Consider the following 26,952-nt stretch of genomic DNA (forward strand, 5'->3'; position numbering starts at 1 on the left):
AACAAATATTGTTCTCATACACTAAATAAAAGAGTTGGTTCACGGCAGGGGGCATTTGCATGCGCTTAGAACGGTTGAATTATAATAAAATTAAGATATTTCTAACGTTAGATGATTTATCAGAAAGAGGTTTGACGAAGGAAGATATATGGAAAGATTCTATGAAATGGCATCAGCTATTCCATGAAATGCTCGAAGAAGCAAGTGACGAATTTGGTGTTGAATTTCAGGGCTCTGTTGCAGTTGAGATTTTTTCCATGCAGGCACAAGGTATGATTATGATTGTCACAATGGAAGAGCAGGAAGATAGCTTTGAGGACAGCTTTATCGAAATGCAGGTAATAATTGAGGGCAAGGATATTCTTTTTGAAGTTGAAGAATTCGAACATGTCATTCAGTTAGCGAAACGGTTAAGCATGACTCCTATGAATTTTGAATCACTCTACGCTTATCATAATAAATATTATATTTACCTCGGGCTTGATGACCCGAATGAATTAAACAAGCTTATTGCGATCCTTGCTGAATATGGAAATCCATCATTAGTCAGTATTCATACATTACAGGAATATGGAAAGGAAATTATCAAAGATCATGCCATTGAAACAATCATGAAATACTTTCATTGAAAGGGGGAGGATCTCACTCCCCTCTTTTATGCACAACCAGATAATTAATTTTATAACGTATTTAAATTGGTTTACTGTCAAGCTGCAGCGCTTATCGCCTATTAAACTTCGGGTCTCCATCCTGCGATAAATCAACATCGGTTCGCTCACGCTTACTGCGTTTCCTTTATCTCAGTAAAAGCCCCTCCTGTTTGTAAGGCGATGATCAAGGCGCTTGCGCTATTCTGCTTGAGAGCGTTTACATAAAATTATCGAAAAATGCGAAAAAAACCTTTTTTCATCTTGCATAAATTAAACAAAGGTGTATACTATGTCATGAAAGCGGACAACAAATGATAGAGATTTCTAGGAGGTTTACTAATGGTAGCCAATAATGGTACTGAAACGAATAAAGAAGACAAACTTGACGTATTAAAGTCAACTCAAACTGTCATTCACAAGGCATTGGAGAAGCTAGGGTATTCTGATGAAGTGTTTGAGCTTTTAAAAGAGCCACTTCGAATGATGACAGTGAAAATTCCAATCCGGATGGATGATGGAACTGTGAAAGTCTTTACTGGCTACCGGGCGCAGCATAATGATGCAGTTGGCCCAACTAAAGGTGGTATTCGTTTCCATCCAGGTGTGACAGAGAAAGAAGTGAAAGCACTTTCTATTTGGATGAGTTTAAAATGTGGAATTGTGGACCTTCCTTATGGCGGAGGAAAAGGCGGAATCGTATGTGATCCAAGAAACATGTCCTTCCGTGAATTAGAAGCGTTAAGCCGAGGGTATGTTCGTGCAATCAGCCAAATCGTTGGCCCGACGAAAGATATCCCAGCACCAGATGTATTTACTAACTCACAAATCATGGCATGGATGATGGATGAATATAGCAGAATGGATGAGTTTAACTCACCAGGGTTTATTACTGGGAAACCATTAGTTCTAGGTGGATCTCATGGCCGTGAATCTGCAACGGCTAAAGGGGTAACAATTTGCATTAATGAAGCAGCAAAAAGAAGAGGAATTGAATTAAAAGGTGCAAGAGTGGTTGTGCAAGGATTTGGGAATGCAGGAAGTTTCTTGTCCAAATTCTTACATGATGCGGGAGCAAAAGTAATTGGTATTTCAGATGCTTATGGTGCACTACATGATCCAAATGGTCTGGATATCGATTATTTACTAGACCGTCGCGATAGCTTCGGAACAGTAACGAATTTATTCAATGATACTATTACTAATAAAGAGCTCTTGGAATTAGATTGTGATATTTTGGTTCCAGCAGCAATTGAAAATCAAATTACAGATGAAAACGCTCATAACATAAAAGCAAAGATTGTTGTTGAGGCTGCAAATGGTCCAACTACTTTAGAGGCAACACAAATTTTAACTGAGCGAGGCATTTTGTTAGTTCCAGATGTATTGGCTTCTGCAGGTGGAGTAACAGTTTCCTATTTTGAATGGGTTCAAAATAATCAAGGATACTACTGGTCAGAAGAAGAAGTGGAAGAAAAATTAGAAAAGATTTTAGTCAAATCATTTGAAAATATTTATGAAACTGCTGAATCACGGAAAGTAGATATGCGACTTGCTGCTTATATGGTCGGAGTTAGAAAAATGGCTGAAGCATCAAGATTCCGTGGCTGGGTATAATGTATATTTGAATATTTATGAAAAATCCCCTATCCTTAAGGATAGGGGATTTTTTAAAGACTCTTATCTAAAGAGTCTTGGTTTGTCATAGGATAGGATGACTGTTGACAAAATGATAGTTGATTGGAGCCAAAAATGCGGGACACCAGTGGGAGGAGGCTTATTGCCGACTCCGCGGATCGCTGCTATCTGGAGTGAAAGTCAACCGCTACCAATTAATAATTAACAGCAAAACTATTTACAAACTACGGTTTTGCACGGAATTATTACAATTAAAGGAGTAAAAAAATGAATAAAGAAGATGTCATTATTGTCGGGGGAGGTCCATGTGGGCTGGCTGCAGCTATTGCACTGCAGGAGATTGGCTATAGTCCTTTGATTATTGAAAAGGGAAACATTGTGAACGCGATCTACCATTATCCAACACATCAAACTTTTTTTAGTACTAGTGAAAAGCTAGAGATTGGGAGCATTCCTTTTATAACAATTGAATATAAGCCTCGAAGAAATGAAGCTTTAACGTACTATCGAGAAGTGGTTAATAGAAAGAATATAAAGGTGAATGCATACGAAAAAGTTACTAAGGTGACAAAGCGGGATGGCGAAGATTTTCTAATTCTGACGAATAAAAATCAATATACAGCAAAGTATGTGATTATTGCAACAGGCTATTATGACAACCCAAACTATATGAATATTCCAGGTGAAGAATTGCCAAAGGTGTTCCATTATTTTAAAGAAGCTCATCCGTTTTTTGATAAAGACGTTGTCGTTGTTGGTGGTAAGAATTCCAGTGTAGACGCTGCGTTGGAATTGGTGAAGGCAGGGGCAAGAGTTACAGTGATTTATCGGGGGAAGGAATACTCTCCTAGCATTAAGCCTTGGATATTGCCAGAATTTGATTCACTCGTTCGAAATGGGGTGATTCGAATGGAATTCCAATCACATGTGAAAGAAATTCTTGATGAGAAAGTCATCTATACAAAAGATGATCAAGTTTACGAGGTTAAAAATGATTTCGTATTTGCAATGACAGGCTATCACCCTGATCATGACTTTTTAGAAGCAATGGGTATACAGATAGACACTGAATCGGGAAGGCCTATATTTAATAGTGAAACGATGGAAACAAATATCGCGGGCATTTATATTGCCGGAGTCATAGCAGCAGGAAACAATGCCAATGAAATTTTTATTGAAAATGGCCGTTTCCATGGTGGACTTATTGCACAGGCAATCAAAAATAAGAATAAAGTGTAAACAAAAAGAAATCGGCTGGATGGTCGATTTCTTTTCGTTTAAGCTATTAGACTTGGAATATTTTTTCAATATCCATTATGTTTTGAGTGCTCTCTAGTCCAATTAAAAGTTTCAGTCTTGCTTTTTGTCCATTCAAACCGTTAGAAAAAATAACTCCTAAATCTTTTAAATGTTTTCCGCCGCCTTCATATCCATAAACATCCTGAGCAATTCCGTTAAAACAGCGGGAAACGATAACGATTGGGATATTCTTCTCAATAAGTGATTTAATCCCGTCAACGGTAGCAGGCGGTAAATTACCCTGTCCTAGTGCTTCTATAACTACACCATGAAATTCCAAATCTCTGATCGCCCATAACAGAGTAGAGTCCATTCCGGCGTGGGCCTTAATTAATGCGACCCTCTTGGAGATTCCGGAAATTGGATAATATTCATTTACAGTCGGAAGATGGTGGAAAAATACCCCTCTCTTCGTAACAATGCCAATAGGTCCATATTGCGGGCTTTGGAAAGTGGAAACATTACTTGTATGAGTTTTTGTTACATTTTCTGCTGTATGGATCTCATCATTAAGGACAACAAGTACACCTTTGTTCTTTGCATCTTCACAAGAGGCAACTCGAATAGATGATATTAAATTGTAAAGTCCATCAGCGCCTATTTCATTGCTTGAACGCATGGCACCTGTCACTACAATTGGCATGGATGTTTCAATAGTTAAGTGAAGAAAATAAGCTGTTTCCTCTAATGTATCTGTTCCATGGGTAATAACTACACCTGAAATTTCATTCAAAGCAATATATTTATCAATAATTTTTTTTAGCTCATACATTTCAAGAGGAGTAATATGTGGAGAAGGAAGGTGAAATGGTTCCTCGATAACAATGTCAGCTAAAGTTAATAATTCATTTGTTTTTTGTGTTAAAGGATTATTTTCGGTTGGTTTCACAGCACCTGTTGAGGCATCTTCACTCATAGATATCGTTCCGCCTGTATGGATTACAAGTATCTTTTTCTTCTGCATCTTACATTCCTCCAAGGTTGATTTTAGGTAACTGTCTTGTTTCACAAGAAAGACTTCGACAGCGGTACTATTTCACGCTTAAAAGCGGAAGTTTTAGGTGAGTATCAGGTGCCAAATGCAGTTTTGGCTCCCTTGCAATGATAATTCAAAATCGAATCGATATCACTCATTGTGTTTTTTCTCAGTCATTATAATGTGCTGGCAGCTGTGAACAATGATTTTTATCCCAAAGAGGCTTGGATACAGATTATGGAATCCTCCACTCCACTCCATCCATCACTATCACTATATGGGGGACTTTTCACATTTCAATTCCATATTTTGAAAAACCATTTTCAATCTTTACATATCATGTTACGATTAAAGAAAACAAAATCGAAATGAGGGCAGCTCATGCTTGGAATATTATCTGCAGGGATTGCTCCAGGACTTGCATTATTAAGCTACTTTTATTTGAAGGACCAATATAGCTCTGAGCCCATTTCAATGGTGTTCAAAACCTTTTTTTTCGGCGCGCTGCTTGTTTTTCCAATCGCGTTTATTCAGTATGTACTTGAGACAGAAAACTTGATTCAATCAAGCTTTATAAATGCTTTCCTCTCAGCCAGTATGCTGGAAGAATTTTTTAAGTGGTTTATTTTATTTTATGCTGTGTACCAGCATGTAGAGTTTGATGAACCATATGATGGAATTGTCTATGGAGCATCTGTTTCATTAGGTTTTGCAACATTAGAAAATATTTTTTACCTTATTGCCCACGGGTTGGACCATGCTATAGGAAGAGCACTTTTACCAGTATCCAGTCATGCCTTATTTGGTGTCATTATGGGTTATTATATCGGAAAAGGGAAATTTACAGCAACCAAAAAAGTCAAATGGATCTTTTTATCATTATTTTTTCCGTTTATTCTTCATGGAACGTATGATTTTATTTTAATAACGCAAAAGAACTGGATGTTCATTATGTTTCCATTCATGATTTTCCTTTGGTGGCTAGGCTTAAGGAAGGTAAAAATGGCACGAGCTTTAAATACCAAACATATAGAAAATCAGTTTCATTATTAAAAAACTCTTCATTGTAAAAAATGGAGAGTTTTTTTATTACACAATAATAACTAGTATCATTGCATAAAAAGTTAGTTACTACAAAATATAGAGATAATGAGATAAAGATTTCCTTTGGAGGTTACAATTCCATGAAAAAGAATTTGTTTATATCGAAAGTAATTTTAATCATTTCTCTCTGCATGTTGTTTGTGCCTATCAGCGGAAATGATAGGAAGGTAACGGCCTTTACAAATCAAGTCATTCAACAAGGCGCTGTAGGGGATGATGTAATTGAACTTCAGTCAAGGCTGCAATATCTTGGATTTTATAACGGGAAGATTGACGGGGTGTTCGGATGGGGAACGTATTGGGCTCTAAGGAATTTTCAATATGAATTCGGGCTAGATATTGATGGAATGGCAGGGGGAAAAACGAAGAAAAAGCTTGTAGATGCGTCGAAATACAATAAGGAATTTGTGAAAGAACAAATAAATAAAGGAAATAAATTTACTCATTATGGGGGAGTGGATTTAGAAAAGCAGAAAAAGCCAGCAGGACAAACGGCACAGAAGCCGAAGGCACCTGCAAACAACAATAGTGGCGGGCAAAAAGCGGAACAAAAACCAACAGCAACTAACATCCCTAATGGGTTTTCTCAAAATGATATCCAATTAATGGCGAATGCTGTTTATGGAGAAGCGAGGGGAGAACCATATACAGGTCAGGTAGCTGTTGCTGCAGTCATTTTAAATCGTGTAGATAGTGCTTCCTTTCCCAATACTGTTTCAGGCGTTATTTTTGAACCGCGTGCATTTACGGCTGTAGCGGACGGACAAATATGGCTAACACCGAATGAAACAGCTAAGAAAGCCGTTCTGGATGCATTAAATGGATGGGATCCAACAGGAAACGCCATTTATTATTTTAATCCTGACACAGCTACTAGCGGATGGATTTGGTCCCGTCCGCAAATAAAGCAGATCGGGAAACATATTTTCTGTAAATAGAGAGGTGAAGAACTTTGCTAAGAGGAATATTAATTGGTGTACTAACATTAGGTGTTGCAGGAACGGCTTATTGGGGGTACCAAGAGCATCGAGAAAAGAATGCAATTCTGATTAATGCAGAAAATAATTATCAACGAGCCTTTCATGATTTAACCTATCAAATAGCTGTTTTACATGACAAGATTGGGACAACATTAGCAATGAATTCACGAAATTCCTTATCACCAGCATTGGCTGATGTTTGGAAACTAACATCAGAGGCACATTCAAATGTTGGGCAGCTTCCATTAACCTTGCTGCCTTTTAATAAGACTGAGGAATTTCTTGCAAACATTGGGGACTTTAGTTATAAGACAGCAGTAAGGGATTTAGATAAGGAGCCTCTGTCTAATAAGGAATACCAATCCTTAAAGAAATTGTATTCACAGGCTGGGGAGATTCAGCAGGATTTAAGGAAAGTCCAGCATATGGTGCTTAAAAATAATCTTCGCTGGATGGACGTGGAAATGGCATTGGCAACAGACTCTCAACCTGCAGACAATACTATTATTGACGGGTTTAAAACAGTAGAAAAAACTGTTGATGGCTATGGAGAGACAGATTTTGGACCTGCATTTGTAAATATGCAGAAAAAGGACGAAAATTTCAAATACCTTGAAGGCAAAGAAATTACAAAAAGAGAAGCAGAGAATATTGCGAAAAAATATGCTGCCTTCGGTAACAATGTGAATGTAAAGGTAACTGAAAATGGAGATGGATCGAAATATGGCTTCTTCAGTGTCACAGTACAAGACAAAAAAACAAAGAATGAAGCAAGTATGGATATCACCAAAAAAGGTGGGTATCCCATCTGGTATATCCTTGCAAGAGATGTGAAAAAACAAGCGATCAGTTTGAATGATGCCAGTAAAAAAGCGATACAATTTTTGAAAGAAAATGAGTTCGAAAGCTTGGATTTATTCGAAAGTTCACAATATGATAATGTAGGTGTATTTACATTCGTTACGAACGAAAATAACATTAGAATTTATCCAGATTCTATAAAGATAAAAATAGCATTGGACAATGGAAAGTTATTGGGTTTTTCAGCAGAGGATTATTTGAGAGCTCATCATGTTCGTGATATCCCTAAACCTGCAATAACAAAAGAAGATGCACGTTCAAAAATCAATCCCCAAGTGAAGGTCATGGAAGAAGGTATGGCAGTAATAATAAATGATATAAATCAAGAAGTTCTGTGCTATGAGTTCCTTGGCACATTAGGGGATGATACGTATCGTGTGTTTATAAATGCAGACAATGGCAATGAAGAACGAGTAGAAAAACTGAAAAATGCAGAACAAATATTTGAGGATGTTGTCTAAAGGAAAAGCCACTTGGCTTTTCCTTTTTATATGAATGACAAAACAGTGTATCCATGTCATAATTAAGTATCAAGATGAACCTTTTGAAGAGGAAAGTGTGGTCTGCATGATTAATATTGGTGATGTATTATTGTTAGAACCTAGTCATTCTGAAAAAACTGAAAAATATAAATGTAAGATTGTTGAAAAGTCAGAGAGCAAAATATATATCGACTACCCAATTAATATGGATACGAATAGAACGGTATTTTTGATGGATGGCACGCAGTTAAAGGGGACATTTGTTTCTGAGGATGGATCGGTGTATTTATTTGAAACGGAAGTCCTTAGCAGGGTGAAACAGATGATTCCTATGATTGTTCTTTCATATCCTGGTGAAGAACAATTAGTTAGAATACAGCGGAGACAATTTGTCAGAGTGGAAACAGCTGTGGATGTTGCCATGCATCCTATACATATGGAATTTTCTCCAATGATATCTATTACAGAGGATATTAGTGCTGGTGGAGCAGCGATTATCTGCCAAAATTCATCTGTTATCAAACCAAATATGATGGTACAAAACTTGTTTGTATTGCCAATGCAAAATGGAGAAATTCATTATTTAAAGTTGAAGAGCAAAATAGTTAGAGTGCTGGAGAAAAAGGATTCTAAGTCTGTCGCTTCTGTCCAATTTGTAGATACTACCCCTAGTGACCGCCAAATGCTGCTTCGGTTTTGTTTTGATAGACAGCTCGCGTATAAGAAAAAAGGGTTAGAATAAAAAAGTAAGGAATAATTTTTTCAAAATAATCGCATACTAATCGTAAAGTACAAAAAGCGGAGCGATTGTGATGAAGACATTTGAAAGAATTCTAGTGAAGATTGCCATTATACAATGTTTATTTCTAATTGTTACACAAATATTTTTTCACAAATTGAATGCTTTTCCGGAATTAAATCAAATCAGCCAGTATGAAGGTGTGACAGATAATAATTTCATGGAATTGCTTGAAACATTTAAAGGGAAATAAGTAAGCAGGCAAATTGTCTGCTTACTTTTTATTTTTAAGTAAAGATTAAAAGGCTCATTTTGTATCATCATATGTTAAAATAAAAACAAAAATAGAGCATCAAGGCTATTTTAGGAGGCACTATGAAGAATAAAATTTCAATTGCAATTGATGGACCAGCAGCAGCCGGGAAAAGTACAGTTGCAAAAATCGTAGCAGAAAAACTTTCTTATATTTATATTGATACAGGGGCTATGTACAGGGCATTGACGTATAAAGCAATCTTAAACAATAGTAACTTAGAAGATGAAAACGAGCTAATAAAAATATTAAATGATACGGTTATTGAACTGCAGCCTGGAAAGGATGGTCAATTCATTTACCTAGATGGGAAGGATGTAACTAATGAAATCAGAACATCTGAAGTAACGAATTCTGTGTCCATTGCTGCTAAACATAAACTGGTTAGAGAAGAAATGGTCAGAAGACAGCAAAGCTTTTCAGTAAATGGCGGTGTTGTTATGGATGGAAGAGACATCGGCACACATGTGCTGCCTAATGCAGAAGTGAAGGCCTTCTTATTAGCTTCTGTGGAGGAAAGGGCGATTCGCAGACATAATGAGAATATCCAAAAAGGGTTTTCGTCTGATTTGGAGAAATTAAAGGAAGAGATTTCTTTAAGAGACAAGTTGGATTCAGAACGTGAAGTGGCTCCATTAAAAAAAGCAGAGGACGCTGTTGAAATTGATACAACATCATTATCGATTGAACAGGTTGTAGAAAAAATTATGAACCTGGCTAATGAAAGGATCGGATGAATCGTGACGTTTTACTCTTTTGCAAAATCGGTTGTATATGGGGTATTGAAACCTATCTATCGATTTGAAGTAATTGGGAGAGAGCATTTTCCAAAAGAAGGCGGTGTCCTGCTCTGTTCAAACCATATTCACAATTTTGATCCTCCTGTTGTTGGCATCAATGCCCCAAGGCCTGTACATTTTATGGCTAAGGAAGAACTTTTTAGTGTTCCCATACTTGGAAAGCTCGTCCCGCATTTAAATGCATTTCCTGTTAAAAGGGGAATGAGTGACCGAGAGGCACTAAGAAAAGGACTTGCTGTTTTAAAAGAAGGCCATGTTTTAGGACTGTTTCCAGAAGGAACACGAAGCCAAACTGGCGAATTAAAAAAAGGATTAGCAGGTGCAGGCTTTTTTGCGCTGCGAACAGAAGCAGCTATTGTCCCTTGTGCAATTATTGGCCCTTATAAGGCTTTTAAAAAGTTAAAGGTAGTCTATGGAAAACCGATAAACATGGAAAATTTACGTGAAAGAAAGGCTTCTGCTGAAGAGACAACAGAAATAATTATGGGTGAAATTCGCAGATTGATTGACGAGCATCGCTAGGCCTTCTTGCTTGACAAAAGAAGTCGTTTGTAAGAAGTTAATTAAAAGGCATTTTTTTAAAATAGAATAGGTGTATAACAGTTAGGATGTTATGTAGCTTAAGCATCTAACTAAATCACTTTTCGCATTTTAAATTAGGAGGAATACATATGTCAGAAGAGATGAATCAAGTAGATGTGAGAAATTTCGAAGTTGGCGATAAGGTTTCTGGCCTTGTTACAAAAGTGGAAGAGAAACAAGTCATCATTGATATTAGTGACAGCAAATTGGATGGCATTATTCCAATCAGTGAGCTATCAAGCCTTCATGTTGAAAAAGCTAGTGATGCAGTTGCAGTTGGTGATCAGCTTGACCTTGAAGTTTTAAAAGTGGAAGAAGAAGCATTAATCTTATCAAAGCGTAAAGTAGATGCGGAAAAATCTTGGCAGGAGCTTGAAGAGAAATTTAATAATGGCGAGATTTTTGAAGCAGAAATTAAAGATGTTGTTAAAGGTGGACTTGTTGTTGATTTAGGTGTACGCGGATTTGTTCCAGCATCACTTGTTGAAGCATTTTTTGTTGAAGATTTCTCTGAATATAAAGGGAAAACGATGACATTTAAGATCGTAGAATTAGAAAAAGATAAAAACCGTTTAATCCTTTCTCATCGTGCAGTTGTAGAAGAGGAAAAAGGAAAGCAAAAACATCAAATACTTGACTCATTGAAAGCGGGTCAAGTCATTGAAGGAACCGTTCAAAGAATAACTGATTTTGGCGCGTTTGTTGACATTGGCGGAATCGACGGGCTTGTCCATATTTCACAGCTTTCATATGAACATGTTGACAAACCATCAGAAGTTGTTGAAGAAGGACAAAAGGTTCAAGTGAAAGTGTTGAGTATTGACCGTGACAATGAAAGAATTTCTTTATCCATAAAAGAAACATTGCCTGGACCGTGGAGCAATATTGCTGAGAAAGCTCCAAAAGGAAGCTCGCTTAACGGTGTTGTAAAACGATTAGTTTCCTATGGTGCATTTGTTGAACTATTCCCTGGTGTAGAAGGCTTAGTTCATATCTCGCAAATCTCTCATAAACATATTGGAACACCACATGAAGTATTAAAAGAGGGCCAGGAAGTTCAGGTGAAGGTTCTGGATGTAAATGAACAAGATCAGCGATTATCCTTAAGTATTAAAGAATTGCAAGAAAGAGAACAAGAATATGTAATTGATTACGAGCTGCCAGAGGAATCAAAAGGATTCCAGCTAGGAGAAATGATTGGGGATCAATTAAAGAATTTGAAAAAATAATGGTGATAGATGGTGTCTAGATCAAAAAGAAAATGGGATCATATACGTCTTGCTCTAGCAACTGGGCAGGATAGAAAAGCTGGCTTTGAGGATATTACCTTTATCCATCAAAGCTTGCCAAATACTTCTTTAGAGCAGGTCAAGCTGGACACAAAAATTGGCGAACTTTCCGTAAGTTCGCCAATTTTTATCAATGCAATGACTGGAGGCGGAGGGGATCGTACGCTAAATATCAATCGTGACCTTGCTGTTGCTGCTAAAGAACTGGGGATGGCGATTTCTGTCGGCTCACAAATGTCTGCACTAAAGGACCCAGCAGAAGCGGAGTCCTATCGAGTAATACGAACAACCTATCCGGATGGAATTGTGATTGGAAATTTAGGAAGTGAGGCAACAATTGACCAAGCAAAAACAGCGGTTGATATGATTGAAGCAAATGCGCTCCAAATTCACTTAAATGTTGTCCAAGAGTTGACAATGCCTGAAGGAGATCGGGATTTTTGCTCTGCTCTTTCTCGGATTGAGGATATTGTAAAAAGTTTAAATGTCCCAATTATTGTAAAAGAAGTTGGCTTTGGTATGAATAAAGAAACAGTAGCAAAGCTCCTATCAATTGGTGTGTCTGCAGTTGATGTGGGGGGGTTTGGCGGCACAAATTTTGCTATGATTGAAAATAATCGCCGGGAAAGTGCATTTTCCTTTTTTAATGATTGGGGAATTCCAACCACTGTATCTATTGCTGAAGCAAAAGCTACGGGTAAAGATTTATCGGTGTTAGGCTCGGGCGGGCTGCAGAATAGCTTGGATATAGCAAAGGCCATTGCTCTTGGAGCGGATGCTGTTGGTGTGGCTGGCTATTTCTTAAAAATCCTTATGAAAGAGGGAGTGAATGCTCTTATTGAAGAGCTTCACCTTCTACATGAAGAAATTGCCATGATGATGACTGCGCTTGGTGCAAGGAATATAAAGGAGCTTCAACTAGTCCCGATTATTATTTCTGGAAAGACCCACCATTGGTTAAATGAAAGAAATATTGATACGAAGCAATTCAGCCAAAGATAATCTGCAAAAAAAAGTTCTCGCATAGTGCGAGAACTTTTTTTTGTAACAATAACAATTTGTAACCCTTATGGAAACAGTTTGTATGAGTTATTTCCATCGCTTGCCATGACGTATACAGAGAATAAGTGCCGACAATGCAAACCAGGTTGAGTTGTAGCTAACTCTGAAGTCATAAGCTTGATTATTTACTGCTTAAGGGCTCGACTCTAACCCAATCCACATAATAAGGTAAAGTACATCCATTTCTCGTAATGCTCGACTTATGCTTGTCGGGAGTGAGCAACAAGGAAGCTTTTAAGAATAATCGCCTTCGGAACAATCAAGGTTGTGATTGTTCCGAAGGCGATTTTGCATTTGTTCTTATCGTTTATTATTATTCAAGTCTCTTGCCTCTTCAGGGCTTTGCATTTTCGTAGCTCCAGGATAATGAAGGGCTTGATCACGATCTGATTCCACCCTTTTACTTTGTTGTAATTTTCTCTCCTGACGATCTTTTCCCATAAAAACACCTCCCTCTTTATAACATGAGACGAGCATGAGAAATTTAATCCTAAATTTATTTATTTCTTTAGTTATAGATTAAAGTACATAGTAGACAGCCATAATGGGAATAGTAGGAGGTGAGTGTTTTGGAAGGATTAACCTTTTATTGGGTATCGTGGTTTTTTTGGATAATAACAACCTTTTTTATGAAGAAGAATGGCCAATCTAGATTCATGCTATCATTGTTTCTTTTATTATTAATTATTGTCTCTCCATACACGGTAACAGTAATCAATTTTGATTTATCGATTGCCGGTCTATTCCTGTGCATTCCATTAGGTTACTTTTGCTCAAGTTTAGACTGGAAAAAGATGATTTATTTCTTTATTTGTTCCTTTATTATTATGCTTGCATATGTATGTTTCCACTTATTTTCGCTATTTGACCCAGTATGGCTTATTTTTCCGCGCAATTGGATGCTTGCAGCTATACTTCTGATCATGTCACTTGTATTACAAGAGAAGAAAATCTATCGAATGTATATCGTCTTGCTTGGTGCAATCCAAGGTGAGTTTTTGTATGCACTTATATTAAGTAAATATTCATTTCCGCATGTAATTGCTTCACTGACATTCTTAGATGTCCTTTCACTTTCAATTATGCTCATTGTTTTATGGAATGGGATTGAATTATTAGCTTCATTCTATGAAAGACATTTTAATCAACTGGAAAGGGAGAAACAAAAACTATCATGAATGAATATACATTACCGATTATATTCGGGATCACCATTGGCACATTAACAAGAATATATATGCTAAGGACTGACTATCGCCAGTATCCAACTTATCTTCATGGGAAAATTATTCATACGGCACTTGGTTTTATAGCAGCTGGTCTTGGATCAGTTGCCATTCCATCTATCCTTAATGAAGAATTTACAGCGATTACTTTTCTAACATTAGCAGCTTCCCAATTTCGAGAGGTAAGGAATATGGAGAGAAATACATTAACTGAGTTAGATAGCTACGAAATGGTACCTAGAGGAAAGACGTATATCGAAGGCATAGCTATTGCTTTTGAAAGCCGAAATTATCTGGTCATTTTTACTTCCCTTGTCAGTGTTCTTGGTTATTTATTATTCAATATTTGGGTGGGTCTCATCTTTGCAGTGATTGCGCTAATTATCTCAAGAGTGCTTATGTCCGGGGGCAAAATAGGTGATATTGTAGACGTTGAATATATTAAACCTCGCTTTGATGGTGCAGGTTTATATGTTGATAATATTTATATAATGAACATCGGACTTCCGCAAAGGCAAGAAGAAGTTTTAAAATATGGAATGGGATTTATACTTAAACCTAAGAATTTTAATGCTCGTTCAACCATTGCCAATTTAGGGCAGAGACAAGCGATTCTCCATGATGTGTCGACTGCTTTGGGTGTATACCGGGATTCAGGAACACCTGCACTTGTGCCTCTCGCTAAAAGAGATTTAAATGATGGGAGAGTAGGTGTGTTTGTCTTACCGCAGGAGAAAAATATCGCTAAGGCTTTAAAGATAATCGGGGCTGTACCGACCTTAGAAAATGCGATCCGTATGCCAACAGAAAGGAATGCTTCAGAAGAAAGGAGTCAAACGTGATGGTTCTGGAAAAATATATTCTAGCTGTTATTACGACAAATCCTTCTAAGGTGCCAAGTGGTGCAACGGTATTCTCTTGTGAAAACAAAGAAGAAATGGAATCAATTGCCGCAAATCTGGAAGCTATTCTTGACGGTATTGCCCACGCATTAAATGAAGAATTGTATGTGATCGTTAAACATTAACCATTCAGCTAAATTTGTGCGATTAAGGAGAAAGTAATTTTAAGTTGTCATTAATGTGTAATCAGCTGGCCTGCCTCGACAAGGAATGCTTCAAGAGCATTTACATTGCATGAGTTAAAGGTCATCATTTGGGAGAAGCATTTAACCGTTCGAGTTCACGAGCCAAACCTCTCACTATAGGTAAAGGGAATCTTTCAGTGAGGCACGGCTTGTGCTTGAAAGGAGTGGGAACAAAGGGCAGCCCTTATCGAGCAATCATTGCAGGATCAATCGGTATTTCGAATGTTCCTATGGCGCCTGCGCATTTGTTCTTGCTTGGAAGGTACTGCTTTGATAATATAATGAAGTTAGGCCCTTCTATTTAAGAAGGGTTTATTTTATAAAATAAGAAAGAGTGCAACTTTAGAGTTAGAGAATTGTCTAGCTCCAGCACCTCCCGATCAAGGCGCTTGCGCATTTCTTAAAAGAATTGCTTTTGTACGTTCTTAAGCTGCAGGTTAGATATATTCGAATGTTTAAGTAATGTTTGAAAGAAATAAAGGTAAAGGGGTGATGTTCATGGCAAAACCAGTAGTGGCAATTGTCGGACGTCCAAACGTTGGAAAATCAACGATTTTTAACAGAATTGTAGGTTCTCGAATTTCAATTGTTGAAGATATTCCTGGTGTTACAAGGGATCGTATATACAGTTCAGGGGAATGGTTAACACATGAATTTAATATTATTGATACAGGTGGAATCGATATAGGGGATGAGCCTTTCCTAGAGCAAATTCGCCAGCAGGCAGAGATTGCAATTGATGAAGCAGATGTAATTATCTTTCTTACAAACGGAAGAGAAGGGGTAACATCTGCAGATGAAGAGGTAGCAAAAATCCTTTATAAAGCAAAAAAGCCTGTAGTACTTGGGGTAAATAAAATTGATAATCCGGAAATGAAAGATCAAATTTACGATTTCTATGCCTTAGGATTCGGTGAACCATTCCCTATCTCAGGTTCTCACGGCTTAGGACTTGGTGATTTACTTGATGAAGCAGCCAAGCATTTTCCGAAATCTGGTCAAAAGGATTATGATGATGATGTGATTAAGTTTTCTTTAATTGGTCGTCCGAATGTAGGAAAATCTTCTCTTGTTAATGCGATTCTTGGTGAAGATCGAGTGATTGTAAGTAACATTGCAGGCACGACAAGAGATGCGATTGATTCCGAGCTGAAGTTTAATGGAGATCAATATGTCATCATTGATACAGCTGGTATGCGTAAAAAGGGAAAAGTTTATGAGACAACAGAAAAATATAGTGTTCTACGAGCGTTAAGAGCAATTGAACGTTCAGATGTCGTTCTCGTTGTTATCGATGGAGAGGAAGGCATCATTGAGCAGGATAAGCGTATCGCTGGGTATGCGCATGAAGCGGGCAGAGCAGTCGTTATTGTTGTGAATAAGTGGGATGCTGTCGAAAAAGACGAGAAGACGATGAAAGAATTTGAACAAAAAATTCGTGAGCACTTCTTATTTCTTGACTATGCTCCAATTGTTTTCTTATCCGCAAAAACTAAAAAACGTATTCATACCTTGATTCCAATGATTAATAAAGCTAGTGAAAATCATGCACTGCGTGTAGAAACTAGTGTGTTAAATGATGTCATTATGGACGCGGTGGCTATGAATCCAACTCCGACAGATAAAGGAAAACGTCTAAGAATATATTATGCAACACAAGTAGCTGTAAAGCCACCTGCTTTTGTCGTGTTTGTAAATGATCCAGAACTTCTGCATTTCTCCTATGAGCGATTCTTAGAAAATAGAATTAGAGATGCTTTCGGTTTCGAAGGAACCCCGATTAAGATTTTCGCGAGAGAGAGAAAATAATTAGAAAAGTGAAAGCAGCTTGCCCAGGGGCGACAAGCATAAGACAAGCCGGCATGGAGGTTGTAANTTTACCTCTATGATGGAATGGCTTATGACCTCGAGCCCCTAGCTGCTGCAGCTGGACAGAGAAAAGCGAAAGCAGCTTGCCCAGGGGCGACAAGCATAAGACAAGCCGGCATGGAGGTTGTAAATTACCTCTATGATGGAATGGNCTTATGACCTCGAGCCCCCTAGCTGCTGTAGCTGGACAGAGAAAAGCGAATGTGGCTTGCACAGGGGCAACAAGGCTACAATGCTACAAGGCATAAGACAAGCCGTGCTAGATAGACAATATCATTTAAAGGTAGTGTGATCTAATGGAGCGGAAAAGAGAAAGCATTGCTGTCATTGGTGCTGGCAGTTGGGGAACTGCTTTAGCAATGGTGTTAGCAGATAATAATCATGAAGTAAAGCTCTGGGGACATAACCCTGAACAAATTAAGGAAATAAATGAACACCATATTAATAAGAAATACCTGCCAGATATCCTCCTGCCAGAAGGAATTACAGGCTTTGCTTCTATGGAGGAAGCCTTATTTGGGGTTAATACAATTATTCTTGCGGTTCCTACGAAAGCAATTAGGGAAGTAATTGGCAAAATTAGCGCCATTAGAAAAGAACCTCTGACTGTTGTCCACGTGAGTAAAGGGATTGAACCAGATACGCTGTTGCGCATATCTGAAATGATTGAAGAAGAAATGCCTGCAAACCTTTTAGCAAGCGTAGTTGTACTTTCAGGACCAAGCCATGCGGAAGAGGTAAGCTTAAGGCACCCAACAACAGTCACTGTTTCCTCAAAAAATATGGCAGCTGCGGATCAAGTTCAAGATTTATTTATTAATAATAATTTCCGAGTATATACAAATCCAGACATAGTTGGTGTTGAAATCGGGGGAGCACTTAAAAATATTATTGCTCTGGCAGCGGGAATTACGGATGGCTTAGGCTATGGAGATAACGCCAAGGCTGCATTAATTACACGTGGTTTAGCTGAAATTGCCCGCTTAGGAATGAAAATGGGGGCAAGTCCTTTAACTTTCTCAGGGTTAACAGGAATAGGCGATTTAATTGTAACCTGCACGAGTGTCCATTCCCGCAATTGGAGAGCGGGTCATTTGCTTGGGAAAGGCCAGAACCTTCAAGAGGTCTTGGATAATATGGGAATGGTCGTTGAAGGAGTTAGAACTACAAAGGCTGCAAAGCAACTCGCAGTGAAATATGAAGTCAACATGCCGATCGCAGATGCTCTTTATGACGTCCTATTTAATAATGTAAATGCAAAAGATGCAGTTGACAGCCTGATGGCTCGTGGGAAAAAAGATGAAATGGATGACCTTACAAACGTTCTGGATATATAAAAATGAGTATCAATACAAATATTTATTTGAAATATGGGCATTCGAGGATACGCAAGAGAAACAATTTGCATACAATGCATCGAAGCAAACTGGTGAATTGAACAGGGTTTTAGGGTTATTTAGTCACAGGCTAAGTTAAAGAATTGCCCCTCTTTAACTTAGCTTTTTTTTCGTTAAGAGTATTTTAGGGCAAAAATTTCTAATTTCTTAGATGATGGGCAGCAGAACTCCCCTTAAGAAGTGGGGGAGAACATTCTAATTTAGGGATAAAACAGCACATGTAATCCAGATTGGTTCAACTAATAATCTATAGTGGATGAAGGAATCCTTGCTGTTTGAAGTTTTACTTTAGGTGCCAATCGTCATGGGGATATGATATAATACTTCTCGGAAAAAGGAGTTGAAATCATGTCACCATCATTAATGAAAATGTGGATATCACTTGCGTCTATGGGGTTTATGTTTTTGGCCATAATACTGATATTTTTTAGTCGTTATAAATTAGGTGGGGTTTTTAAATTTATTACCGCTTTAGTTGCCTATATCTTAATGATTGTATCAGGAATTATTATATTTCTTGTTGTCTTTAGCGGTCCCACCCCTGAGTAGATAAGGAAATACTGTGGCCGTTTTATAAAAGTACAATAAATACATAGCCAAAAAGGATTGATTCGGTTGAAAAAAGAATTACGGCTTCTTTCTTTGCTCCTATTAATTATTTCAGTATTATCAGGATGTATGTATCCTAAAGAAAGACTTGCAGAAAATCAAATCCCATACGAGGACCAGATTCAAGCTGTTCAATCAGTAATTGATAATTATAAAGAGGATACGGGAGGACTTCTTCCAATTAAAACGAGGGATCAAACGACTCCTATCTATCAAAAATATCCAATTGATTTTAAAATGGTCGTTCCAAAGTATATGGCGGAACCACCAGGAAATGCATTTGAATCCGGGGGCATATTTCAATATGTCCTTGTTGATGTAGAAACAAACCCAACAGTTAAAATTTTTGATTTGAGAATGGCTGAAACAATACGTGACATTAAACTGCGTATAAAAACTCAAGGGTATCCGCCATATAAAGAACAAATTGCTGACCATGTATTTTCATTGGACTTTAGCAAATTGGGATATAAAGAAGATCCAACAGCTAAAAGCCCATACACAGGACTTCCACTGCCATTTGTTGTAACAGGTGATGGGGAGGTATATGTTGATTATACAAGTGATCTTTTTGAAGCAGTAAAAACAAAAAAAATGAATTTTAAGCCAGGTGAAGATATCAGAGGGATACTTGTTGAAGATTCAGCCTTTGTACCCGCTTATTCATTGCCATATACAATTGACGAGAATACGAAACAGCCAATCTTTTTGGCGAAATAGTCATAACCCTTCTTCTGCAAAATATATTGTAGGAGAAGGGTTTTTTCTTCGTTGTGATTATAAACTTAACTGTAATGAATGGGAAATAAAGTATGTTAGTTTTATTTTCAAACGGGGTGATTAAAAAAAACTGTCATAACGGAGTAGGACAACATCATAAACATATAATGTCCAAACGTAATTGATAGGATAATTTATCCCACAGATTTTAGGAGGGGATCACTTGGAAAAGGTAGATATTTTCAAAGATATTGCCGAAAGAACTGGTGGTGATATCTATTTCGGTGTAGTTGGAGCTGTACGGACAGGCAAATCAACTTTTATAAAAAAATTTATGGAGCTTGTTGTATTGCCGAATATGAGCAATGAAGCTGATCGCGCTCGCACCCAGGATGAACTCCCACAAAGTGCGGCCGGTAAAACAATCATGACTACTGAACCGAAATTTGTTCCAAACCAGGCAGCTACCGTACATGTTGATGAGGGATTAGATGTAAATATTCGCTTGGTTGATTGTGTTGGCTACACTGTACCTGGTGCAAAGGGCTATGAGGATGAAAATGGTCCAAGAATGATCAATACCCCATGGTACGAAGAACCAATTCCCTTCCATGAGGCAGCGGAAATTGGTACAAGGAAAGTCATTCAGGAACATTCAACAATTGGTGTTGTTATTACTACGGATGGGACAATTGGTGAAATTCCGCGCAGCAACTACCTTGAAGCTGAAGGAAGAGTAATTGATGAACTTAAAGAAGTAGGAAAGCCATTTATTATGGTCATCAATAGTGTACAGCCGCATCATCCTAATACGGAAGCACTTAGAAATGAATTAGCTGAAAAATATGATATTCCTGTTTTAGCTATGAGTGTTGAAGGGATGAGGGAATCGGATGTATTAAATGTCATGCGTGAAGCATTATATGAATTCCCTGTGCTTGAGGTGAATGTGAATTTGCCAAGCTGGGTTATGGTTTTACATGAAGATCATTGGTTAAGAGAAAGCTATCAAGAAGCCGTAAAAGAAACGGTTAAAGATATTAAGCGACTAAGAGATGTTGATCGAGTTGTGCATCAATTTAGTGATTTCGAATTCATTGATCGTGCTGGCTTAGCAGGGATTGAAATGGGTCAGGGAGTCGCGGAAATTGATTTGTATGCTCCAGATGATCTTTATGATGAAGTATTGAAAGAAATTGTTGGGGTAGAAATAAGAGGGAAAGATCATTTACTTGAGCTTATGCAGGATTTCGCTCATGCAAAAACAGAATATGATCAAATCTCTGATGCTTTGAAAATGGTGAAACAAACAGGTTATGGGATTGCGGCACCATCACTTTCTGATATGAGCTTGGATGAACCGGAAATTACTCGCCATGGCTCGAGATTTGGTGTTAGATTAAAGGCGGTTGCTCCTTCCATTCATATGATTAAAGTCGATGTTGAATCAGAATTTTCGCCAATTATTGGAACAGAAAAACAGAGCGAGGAACTTGTCAGATACTTGATGCAGGATTTTGAGGATGATCCGTTATCTATTTGGAATTCTGATATTTTTGGACGCAGCTTAAGCTCAATTGTGAGAGAGGGAATTCAGGCGAAGTTAGCGATGATGCCGGAAAATGCCCGGTATAAACTAAAAGAAACGCTTGAAAGAATAATAAACGAAGGTTCAGGCGGATTAATTGCAATAATTTTATAAATAAAGGGACTCCATTGGGGGTCTTTTTCTTGTTTAATTTCCCTTTAAATCAAGGATAAACGTATATTTTCTTCAAAATATATGAAAAGTTTCCCATTAATGCATGAAATATTCTTGATAACCGCAAATGATTGTGATAATCTTTAAACTGAATTACATGTAATGTGCTTAAACCCTTAGTATTAAAGGTTTTTTTTAATGCAAATGCATTGATATTTTTTCATTTTTGATTTATTATTGGGCATGTTAAACAAAAATACATGAAAACGTTTAGAAATCAGTAAATTTGTTTACAAATGTAAGTAAGATACTTCTTAGATGTTAGAACGTATGGTTTTCTGAAGTTAGATTATCTAACTCAGGGGCGTATAAACGCTTTTAGCATTTCTATTTTTGGGAGGAGGTGAAAGGCATGAATAAGACAGAACTAATTAATGCAGTTGCTGAAAGCAGTGAGCTTTCTAAGAAAGACGCTACTAAAGCAGTTGATGCTGTTTTTGATGCAATCTTAGATGCTTTAAAAAATGGTGATAAAGTTCAACTAATTGGTTTCGGAAACTTTGAGGTACGTGAGCGTGCTGCTCGTAAAGGACGCAACCCTCAAACAGGTGAAGAAATTGAAATCGCTGCAAGCAAAGTACCTGCTTTCAAACCAGGTAAAGCATTGAAAGATGCAGTTAAATAAGTACATAATGTGCTAAAAGCTTTTGCTTGAGCTAAAAACCGCGACATTCTCGCGGTTTTTTCTTTTAAATAAACAACATTTACATACTAGAAGATTTTTTAAAGTGATTTGCTTTTTTTATTTTTTTCGAAGAAAAATTGTATATATCTAGCTTCCGCTATTCCATCATAGAGGTTACAAGTCAATCCTTCCAGAAAGATACAGAACATCTTTCCGAGAAGTTCGACTTGTACTTATAGGAGGTGAGCAAGCCGCTTCAGCAATTTTTTTTGTCCAGCTCCAGGGGCTAGGGGCACGAGGTCAAAGACGAACCAGCATGGATGTAAAGATGAACCTCCACGCCGGCTCATCTTATGCTAGTCGCCTGTGGGCAAAAAGGCCCCCGCATTTCTTTTTTTGCTAGTAACGAAATGATTATGCTAATATGGACATATTACGTTAGATTTAGATAGTTGTAACTTGAGGAGGATATATGATGGCAGAGGTAAATCGTGCGCAGATCGAGGATGCGGTGCGTTTAATATTAGAAGCAATCGGGGAGGATCCTAATCGTGAGGGTCTGCTCGATACACCAAAAAGAGTTGCTAAAATGTATGAGGAAGTATTCCAAGGATTAAATCAAGATCCTAAGGAATATTTTGAAACGGTATTTGGCGAGGACCATGAAGAAGTGGTACTAGTGAAGGATATTCCTTTTTACTCTATGTGTGAACATCATCTTGTCCCGTTTTACGGTAAAGCACACGTTGCTTATATTCCAAGGAACGGAAAGGTAACAGGATTAAGTAAGCTGGCAAGAGCAGTAGATGCAGTAGCAAAAAGGCCACAGCTGCAGGAACGAATTACATCAACCATTGCAGATTCAATCTTAGAGAAGCTCGATCCGCACGGAGTTATGGTTGTAGTAGAAGCAGAGCATATGTGTATGACTATGCGCGGTGTGAAGAAGCCAGGTTCACAAACAGTGACTACTGCAGTAAGAGGCGTTTATGCGGATGACGAAAGAGCACGTGCTGAAGTGCTTTCATTAATTAAATTCTAACTGTTTAATCGGGATATTAATTATTACTTGTTGATTGCAGCGGGAGGGGCGAGATCCTTGAAAAATGCTGTCGTACTTCCTAGGTATCCCCTTAGTATTTAATCGCATGTTCAGCGTCTTGAGGGCAGCATACAGCCTGCCACGCAAAAGGGTGTGCCTGCATAGAAGAGTTACAGCACATATTTTTTTTGGTCAGCCAACTTCTAAAATCAAATCACTATTTGCAAAAGGGTGTTTATATGGAGAATAAAATTCAAGTGGGAAATGAGTATGTCATTATTAAAGCAAAAGAAGATGGCGTAAATGTGATTGGATTAACAAGAGGGTCAGATACTAGATTTCATCATTCTGAGAAACTTGATCAAGGAGAAGTAATGATTGCTCAATTTACTGAGCATACTTCTGCAATAAAAATTAGAGGGAATGCAGCTATTATGACCGCCTATGGAGAAGTTGAAAGCGAATCAAAAAAATAAATTTCATGTTATATGTAAATAAATGCTCACAAAGCCGTGGTTTCTTTGAAAATTCCCTGCCATTGAAATGTAATATATGATATAATGATTTCTGCCTTATGTATACGTAATAATAGACTAGTAAAGGGTCTATTGTCCTTAAATATAAATAGAAATCTTATTGAAACGAAGTAGAAAACTCAGGGAAAACAAGGGTGATTGAATGCAAAACTTGATGGTTAAATTAGCAGATGTGAAAGAGCAAATCAATGAAAAAATTAAGCACCCTTATTTACTTAAGCATATTGAACAGCCCATAATCGATGAAGATAAGCTTTTGCTCCTTCTTTCACTTTTTAATAAAGGGAGTGTCCCGGAATTAACTGCGAAAAAATATTGCCTGACAATCATGCTTATTCAAATTGCCCTTGATACTCATGAGCTAGTATCGAATCACAAACTTGATTCTGAAGAATTGAAGTCTAGGCAGCTTACTGTACTTGCTGGTGTATATTATAGCGGATTATATTATAAAATTCTTGCGGGTATTGATGATATTGAAATGATTCATTCATTAGCTGAAGGGATAAAAGAGGTAAATGAACATAAAATTTCCCTCTACCAAAAATCAGCTAATACGTTTGATGAGTTAATGAATGATGTTAAAAAGATTGAATCTTCTTTGTTTGAAAAGGTTGCTTCTTATTTGGATGACAAGGAATGGAGTGATTTTTCAGCCAATCTTTTATTCATTAAAAGGCTAAATGCTGAGAGAGAGTTGTTTCTGCAAGGAAGAAAGTCAATTGTTTTTGAAGCAATCAAACATATAGCTGGTAAAAATGATAAATGTCTTAATTCTAATGAGACAGATAATAATTTGCTTGCTATTTGTGATCATTATATCGATTTTTCAAAAAAACTCATTCAAAAGCAATACATGAAGTTCCCAATAATAGACGAATTATTAGTAAAGAGAATTCAGTCTGTACTCAGTAAGAATGAATCCTATGCAAATACATTTGTGGAAGAAGGGTAAGCAGCATGCAGCAATCTAAAGAAGAACGTGTCCATCATGTATTCGAAAAAATATATGGGAATTATGACAAAATGAATTCTGTCATCAGCTTCCAGCAGCACTTAAGATGGCGTAAAGATACAATGAAGAAAATGAACGTCCAAAAGGGATCGAAGGCTCTTGATGTGTGCTGTGGAACAGCTGATTGGACAATTGCATTAGCTGAGGCAGTTGGTGAAAAAGGTGAAGTGATCGGTTTAGATTTCAGTAAAAATATGCTGAAAATCGGGGAACAAAAAGTAAAAGAAATGAATCTTAAACAAGTAAAGCTTGTACATGGAAATGCGATGGAACTCCCTTTTCCTGATAACACTTTTGATTATGTAACCATCGGGTTTGGTCTGCGAAATGTACCGGATTATTTACAAGTCTTAAAAGAAATGCATCGAGTTGTAAAGCCGGGCGGATTGGCTGTTTGTCTTGAAACATCCCAGCCAACGATGATTGGTTATAAACAAGCATATTACTTCTATTTCCGCTTTATTATGCCGATGTTTGGGAAGCTATTCGCGAAAAGCTATAAAGAATATTCATGGCTGCAAGAATCTGCACGAGACTTCCCAGGAATGAAGGAGCTTGCCCGCATGTTCGAAAATGCTGGTTTTGATCAGGTTAGCTATAAACCATATACTGGGGGAGTAGCAGCTGTTCATATAGGGAAAAAAGAAAAATAATATTTTTTCTGAATGCTTTTTCATAGGAATGTTTGTGCATATAATAACATGATGTATGGAAGCGGCAGACAGGATATAAGCTGGGTGAGTATAGATATGAAGTTAAAAATGATGTATTCATTTTTGAATTCAGATTTAACGATTATTGAAGAAGCACTTGAGGAGACAGTTCAAGCAGAGTCTCCTTTATTGCATCAAGCATCCTTGCATTTATTAAAAGCCGGGGGAAAACGAATCCGCCCAGTTTTTGTTTTGCTAGCTGGAAAGTTTGGAAATTATGATATCAGCAGAATAAAAAATGTTGCTGTATCGCTCGAACTTATTCATATGGCCTCACTTGTTCATGATGATGTCATTGATGATGCTGAACTAAGAAGGGGCAAACCTACGATAAAGGCAAAATGGGATAATCGCATTGCAATGTATACGGGGGATTATATATTTGCACGCGCGCTTGAGTTAATGACTAAGATTGAAAAGCCATTTGCTCATCAAATTTTAGCGAATACTTTAGTTGAGCTATGTATTGGTGAAATTGAGCAAATTAAAGATAAATATAATTTTGATCAAAATGTACGTAACTATTTTCGCCGGATAAAAAGAAAAACAGCGATTTTAATTGCTGTCAGCTGTCAGCTAGGGGCGATTGCAGCTGATGTTTCCGATGATGTACATAAAAAGCTTTACCGATTTGGCTATTATGTTGGAATGTCCTATCAGATTATTGATGATGTGCTTGATTTCACTGGTACTGAGAAACAGCTTGGAAAGCCAGCTGGTGGTGATCTCCACCAAGGCAATATTACACTTCCTGTTTTATTCGCAATGAAAAATGAGGAAATCCGCGAAAAGATTAAAAAGGTACATGCCGCGACAGAGCGTGAGGAAATAGAACATATTATTTCCTTGATTAAGGATTCCGGTGCAATTGAAAAGTCATTGAAGGTAAGTGACAATTACTTAAATAAAGCGCTTGAAATCTTAAATGAACTTCCTCATAATCGAGCAAAGAAAACACTAAGAGATATTGCTAATATGATTGGTAAACGGAAGTTTTAAACGCTGATTTCCGAAAATATTGCTAAATTATCAAAAAAATGTTACTATTTTCATGGGTTGTCTTCTTAGGTAATTCACTATACATATGTTTTAGGAGTGGAGATCATGGAAAAAACATTTTTAATGGTAAAGCCTGATGGTGTTCAACGTAATTTAATTGGAGAGATTGTCTCTCGTTTTGAAAAGAAAGGGTTTCAACTTGTAGGCGGTAAGCTTATGAGCATTCCGCAAGCGCTTGCAGAAGAGCATTACGGTGAACATAAAGAGCGCCCATTCTTTGGTGAATTAGTTGACTTTATTACTTCTGGACCTGTATTTGCAATGGTTTGGGAAGGTGAAAATGTTATCGCAACAGCACGTCAAATGATGGGAACAACTAATCCTAAAGATGCAGCACCAGGAACAATCAGGGGTGACTTTGGAGTTACAGTTGGTAAGAACATCATTCATGGTTCTGATTCACCTGCAAGTGCTGAGCGAGAAATCGGTCTATTCTTTAAAGAGGAAGAACTTGTAGAATATGCTAAACTAATGAATGAATGGATCAATTAATGGATCTGTTTGAAAGCACTTGCTTATA

At 37.5% G+C, this 26,952-nt stretch carries 29 protein-coding genes; 27 read left to right on the top strand and 2 right to left on the bottom strand.

From position 1 onward, the window contains the following. The first annotated feature begins 59 nt into the window (after positions 1-59). From ASU02_RS13240 to ASU02_RS13250, 3 genes are all read left to right on the top strand, one after another. On the top strand, positions 60-629 hold the full coding sequence (locus tag ASU02_RS13240) for a genetic competence negative regulator (protein WP_057764331.1): 570 nt from the start codon (positions 60-62) through the stop codon (positions 627-629). Between the two features lie 360 nt (positions 630-989). Then, on the top strand, positions 990-2,264 hold the full coding sequence (locus tag ASU02_RS13245) for a Glu/Leu/Phe/Val family dehydrogenase (RefSeq protein ID WP_057764333.1): 1,275 nt from the start codon (positions 990-992) through the stop codon (positions 2,262-2,264). 288 nt (positions 2,265-2,552) lie between these two features. Then, a complete protein-coding gene (locus ASU02_RS13250; RefSeq protein ID WP_057764335.1) occupies positions 2,553-3,524 on the top strand; it encodes a YpdA family putative bacillithiol disulfide reductase in 972 nt (323 codons plus the stop codon). Positions 3,525-3,570: 46 nt separating this feature from the next. Here the strand turns inward: ASU02_RS13250 and ASU02_RS13255 are convergent, their stop codons facing one another. Beyond that, positions 3,571-4,548, bottom strand: coding sequence for an asparaginase (locus ASU02_RS13255; protein WP_057764337.1), 978 nt, complete (start codon positions 4,546-4,548; stop codon positions 3,571-3,573). Positions 4,549-4,941: 393 nt separating this feature from the next. On the opposite strand from ASU02_RS13255, the gene prsW reads away from it, so the two are divergent. The 9 genes from prsW to fni all read left to right on the top strand — a co-directional run bounded on the left by prsW (position 4,942) and on the right by fni (position 12,712). Beyond that, complete coding sequence (gene prsW / locus ASU02_RS13260; protein WP_057764339.1) at positions 4,942-5,613, top strand: glutamic-type intramembrane protease PrsW; 672 nt, start codon at positions 4,942-4,944, stop codon at positions 5,611-5,613. Positions 5,614-5,744: 131 nt separating this feature from the next. After that, positions 5,745-6,602, top strand: coding sequence for a spore cortex-lytic enzyme (gene sleB, locus ASU02_RS13265; RefSeq protein WP_057764341.1), 858 nt, complete (start codon positions 5,745-5,747; stop codon positions 6,600-6,602). A gap of 14 nt (positions 6,603-6,616) precedes the next feature. Continuing rightward, on the top strand, positions 6,617-7,966 hold the full coding sequence (ypeB, locus tag ASU02_RS13270) for a germination protein YpeB (RefSeq protein WP_057764343.1): 1,350 nt from the start codon (positions 6,617-6,619) through the stop codon (positions 7,964-7,966). Between the two features lie 106 nt (positions 7,967-8,072). Further along, positions 8,073-8,729 carry a flagellar brake protein gene (locus tag ASU02_RS13275; RefSeq protein WP_057764502.1) on the top strand — a complete coding sequence of 219 codons (657 nt, stop codon included), beginning with the start codon at positions 8,073-8,075 and terminating at the stop codon, positions 8,727-8,729. Positions 8,730-8,799: 70 nt separating this feature from the next. After that, complete coding sequence (locus ASU02_RS13280) at positions 8,800-8,979, top strand: YpfB family protein (RefSeq protein ID WP_057764345.1); 180 nt, start codon at positions 8,800-8,802, stop codon at positions 8,977-8,979. A gap of 122 nt (positions 8,980-9,101) precedes the next feature. Next, positions 9,102-9,776, top strand: coding sequence for a (d)CMP kinase (cmk, locus tag ASU02_RS13285; protein WP_057764346.1), 675 nt, complete (start codon positions 9,102-9,104; stop codon positions 9,774-9,776). 3 nt (positions 9,777-9,779) lie between these two features. Next, positions 9,780-10,361, top strand: a complete 582-nt coding sequence (locus tag ASU02_RS13290; RefSeq protein ID WP_057764348.1) for a lysophospholipid acyltransferase family protein — start codon at positions 9,780-9,782, stop codon at positions 10,359-10,361. Between the two features lie 149 nt (positions 10,362-10,510). Then, positions 10,511-11,650 carry a 30S ribosomal protein S1 gene (rpsA, locus tag ASU02_RS13295; protein WP_057764350.1) on the top strand — a complete coding sequence of 380 codons (1,140 nt, stop codon included), beginning with the start codon at positions 10,511-10,513 and terminating at the stop codon, positions 11,648-11,650. Between the two features lie 12 nt (positions 11,651-11,662). Further along, the gene (fni, locus tag ASU02_RS13300; protein ID WP_057764352.1) at positions 11,663-12,712 is read left to right on the top strand and encodes a type 2 isopentenyl-diphosphate Delta-isomerase; all 1,050 of its coding nucleotides are present in this window, start codon (positions 11,663-11,665) and stop codon (positions 12,710-12,712) included. 360 nt (positions 12,713-13,072) lie between these two features. Here fni and ASU02_RS25865 read toward each other — a convergent pair whose 3' ends face one another. Next, positions 13,073-13,213, bottom strand: a complete 141-nt coding sequence (locus ASU02_RS25865; RefSeq protein WP_082631790.1) for a YpzI family protein — start codon at positions 13,211-13,213, stop codon at positions 13,073-13,075. 128 nt (positions 13,214-13,341) lie between these two features. Between ASU02_RS25865 and ASU02_RS13305 the strand changes: the two genes are divergently transcribed. The 15 genes from ASU02_RS13305 (at position 13,342) to ndk (ending at position 26,924) form a co-directional block, all read left to right on the top strand. Further along, a complete protein-coding gene (locus ASU02_RS13305) occupies positions 13,342-13,950 on the top strand; it encodes a YphA family membrane protein (RefSeq protein ID WP_057764353.1) in 609 nt (202 codons plus the stop codon). Then, entirely contained in the window at positions 13,947-14,840 is an 894-nt protein-coding gene (locus ASU02_RS13310; protein ID WP_057764356.1) for a YIEGIA family protein, read from the top strand. Before ASU02_RS13305 ends, ASU02_RS13310 begins: the two co-directional genes overlap by 4 nt. Next, positions 14,840-15,025 carry a capping complex subunit for YIEGIA gene (locus tag ASU02_RS13315; RefSeq protein WP_053476821.1) on the top strand — a complete coding sequence of 62 codons (186 nt, stop codon included), beginning with the start codon at positions 14,840-14,842 and terminating at the stop codon, positions 15,023-15,025. Before ASU02_RS13310 ends, ASU02_RS13315 begins: the two co-directional genes overlap by 1 nt. A gap of 558 nt (positions 15,026-15,583) precedes the next feature. Continuing rightward, complete coding sequence (gene der, locus ASU02_RS13320; RefSeq protein WP_057764357.1) at positions 15,584-16,894, top strand: ribosome biogenesis GTPase Der; 1,311 nt, start codon at positions 15,584-15,586, stop codon at positions 16,892-16,894. A 356-nt stretch (positions 16,895-17,250) separates the two neighbouring features. Further along, entirely contained in the window at positions 17,251-18,291 is a 1,041-nt protein-coding gene (locus ASU02_RS13325; protein ID WP_057764360.1) for an NAD(P)H-dependent glycerol-3-phosphate dehydrogenase, read from the top strand. Between the two features lie 408 nt (positions 18,292-18,699). Beyond that, positions 18,700-18,900: a DUF2768 domain-containing protein gene (locus ASU02_RS13330; protein WP_057764362.1), complete on the top strand. Its 201-nt coding sequence runs from the start codon at positions 18,700-18,702 to the stop codon at positions 18,898-18,900. 66 nt (positions 18,901-18,966) lie between these two features. Next, on the top strand, positions 18,967-19,680 hold the full coding sequence (locus ASU02_RS13335; protein ID WP_057764364.1) for a hypothetical protein: 714 nt from the start codon (positions 18,967-18,969) through the stop codon (positions 19,678-19,680). A gap of 223 nt (positions 19,681-19,903) precedes the next feature. After that, positions 19,904-21,382, top strand: coding sequence for a stage IV sporulation protein A (gene spoIVA / locus ASU02_RS13340; RefSeq protein ID WP_057764367.1), 1,479 nt, complete (start codon positions 19,904-19,906; stop codon positions 21,380-21,382). A gap of 412 nt (positions 21,383-21,794) precedes the next feature. Continuing rightward, positions 21,795-22,067, top strand: a complete 273-nt coding sequence (locus tag ASU02_RS13345) for an HU family DNA-binding protein (RefSeq protein WP_053476815.1) — start codon at positions 21,795-21,797, stop codon at positions 22,065-22,067. A gap of 475 nt (positions 22,068-22,542) precedes the next feature. Then, positions 22,543-23,109 carry a GTP cyclohydrolase I FolE gene (folE, locus tag ASU02_RS13350; RefSeq protein ID WP_057764368.1) on the top strand — a complete coding sequence of 189 codons (567 nt, stop codon included), beginning with the start codon at positions 22,543-22,545 and terminating at the stop codon, positions 23,107-23,109. Between the two features lie 239 nt (positions 23,110-23,348). After that, a complete protein-coding gene (mtrB, locus tag ASU02_RS13355) occupies positions 23,349-23,585 on the top strand; it encodes a trp RNA-binding attenuation protein MtrB (RefSeq protein WP_057764369.1) in 237 nt (78 codons plus the stop codon). A 202-nt stretch (positions 23,586-23,787) separates the two neighbouring features. Beyond that, positions 23,788-24,600, top strand: coding sequence for a heptaprenyl diphosphate synthase component 1 (locus tag ASU02_RS13360; protein WP_057764370.1), 813 nt, complete (start codon positions 23,788-23,790; stop codon positions 24,598-24,600). A 5-nt stretch (positions 24,601-24,605) separates the two neighbouring features. After that, complete coding sequence (locus tag ASU02_RS13365) at positions 24,606-25,313, top strand: demethylmenaquinone methyltransferase (protein ID WP_057764372.1); 708 nt, start codon at positions 24,606-24,608, stop codon at positions 25,311-25,313. A gap of 96 nt (positions 25,314-25,409) precedes the next feature. Continuing rightward, complete coding sequence (gene hepT, locus ASU02_RS13370; RefSeq protein ID WP_057764374.1) at positions 25,410-26,372, top strand: heptaprenyl diphosphate synthase component II; 963 nt, start codon at positions 25,410-25,412, stop codon at positions 26,370-26,372. Between the two features lie 105 nt (positions 26,373-26,477). Further along, on the top strand, positions 26,478-26,924 hold the full coding sequence (gene ndk / locus ASU02_RS13375; RefSeq protein WP_057764376.1) for a nucleoside-diphosphate kinase: 447 nt from the start codon (positions 26,478-26,480) through the stop codon (positions 26,922-26,924). Positions 26,925-26,952 lie beyond the last annotated feature (28 nt).

This window comes from Cytobacillus praedii (assembly GCF_001439605.1).
GTDB classification, from domain to species: Bacteria; Bacillota; Bacilli; order Bacillales; family Cytobacillaceae; genus Cytobacillus; species Cytobacillus praedii.

Excerpts from the sequence above, each read along its gene's own strand:
- ASU02_RS13240 (WP_057764331.1), top strand. The coding sequence starts at position 60 with ATGCGCTTAGAACGGTTGAATTATAATAAAATTAAGATATTTCTAACG.
- ASU02_RS13245 (WP_057764333.1), top strand. The coding sequence starts at position 990 with ATGGTAGCCAATAATGGTACTGAAACGAATAAAGAAGACAAACTTGAC.
- ASU02_RS13250 (WP_057764335.1), top strand. The coding sequence starts at position 2,553 with ATGAATAAAGAAGATGTCATTATTGTCGGGGGAGGTCCATGTGGGCTG.
- ASU02_RS13255 (WP_057764337.1), bottom strand. The coding sequence starts at position 4,548 with ATGCAGAAGAAAAAGATACTTGTAATCCATACAGGCGGAACGATATCT.
- prsW (WP_057764339.1), top strand. The coding sequence starts at position 4,942 with ATGCTTGGAATATTATCTGCAGGGATTGCTCCAGGACTTGCATTATTA.
- sleB (WP_057764341.1), top strand. The coding sequence starts at position 5,745 with ATGAAAAAGAATTTGTTTATATCGAAAGTAATTTTAATCATTTCTCTC.
- ASU02_RS13275 (WP_057764502.1), top strand. The coding sequence starts at position 8,073 with ATGATTAATATTGGTGATGTATTATTGTTAGAACCTAGTCATTCTGAA.
- ASU02_RS13280 (WP_057764345.1), top strand. The coding sequence starts at position 8,800 with ATGAAGACATTTGAAAGAATTCTAGTGAAGATTGCCATTATACAATGT.
- cmk (WP_057764346.1), top strand. The coding sequence starts at position 9,102 with ATGAAGAATAAAATTTCAATTGCAATTGATGGACCAGCAGCAGCCGGG.
- rpsA (WP_057764350.1), top strand. The coding sequence starts at position 10,511 with ATGTCAGAAGAGATGAATCAAGTAGATGTGAGAAATTTCGAAGTTGGC.
- ASU02_RS25865 (WP_082631790.1), bottom strand. The coding sequence starts at position 13,213 with ATGGGAAAAGATCGTCAGGAGAGAAAATTACAACAAAGTAAAAGGGTG.
- ASU02_RS13310 (WP_057764356.1), top strand. The coding sequence starts at position 13,947 with ATGAATGAATATACATTACCGATTATATTCGGGATCACCATTGGCACA.
- ASU02_RS13315 (WP_053476821.1), top strand. The coding sequence starts at position 14,840 with ATGGTTCTGGAAAAATATATTCTAGCTGTTATTACGACAAATCCTTCT.
- der (WP_057764357.1), top strand. The coding sequence starts at position 15,584 with ATGGCAAAACCAGTAGTGGCAATTGTCGGACGTCCAAACGTTGGAAAA.
- ASU02_RS13325 (WP_057764360.1), top strand. The coding sequence starts at position 17,251 with ATGGAGCGGAAAAGAGAAAGCATTGCTGTCATTGGTGCTGGCAGTTGG.
- ASU02_RS13330 (WP_057764362.1), top strand. The coding sequence starts at position 18,700 with ATGTCACCATCATTAATGAAAATGTGGATATCACTTGCGTCTATGGGG.
- ASU02_RS13345 (WP_053476815.1), top strand. The coding sequence starts at position 21,795 with ATGAATAAGACAGAACTAATTAATGCAGTTGCTGAAAGCAGTGAGCTT.
- folE (WP_057764368.1), top strand. The coding sequence starts at position 22,543 with ATGGCAGAGGTAAATCGTGCGCAGATCGAGGATGCGGTGCGTTTAATA.
- mtrB (WP_057764369.1), top strand. The coding sequence starts at position 23,349 with ATGGAGAATAAAATTCAAGTGGGAAATGAGTATGTCATTATTAAAGCA.
- ASU02_RS13360 (WP_057764370.1), top strand. The coding sequence starts at position 23,788 with ATGCAAAACTTGATGGTTAAATTAGCAGATGTGAAAGAGCAAATCAAT.
- ASU02_RS13365 (WP_057764372.1), top strand. The coding sequence starts at position 24,606 with ATGCAGCAATCTAAAGAAGAACGTGTCCATCATGTATTCGAAAAAATA.
- hepT (WP_057764374.1), top strand. The coding sequence starts at position 25,410 with ATGAAGTTAAAAATGATGTATTCATTTTTGAATTCAGATTTAACGATT.
- ndk (WP_057764376.1), top strand. The coding sequence starts at position 26,478 with ATGGAAAAAACATTTTTAATGGTAAAGCCTGATGGTGTTCAACGTAAT.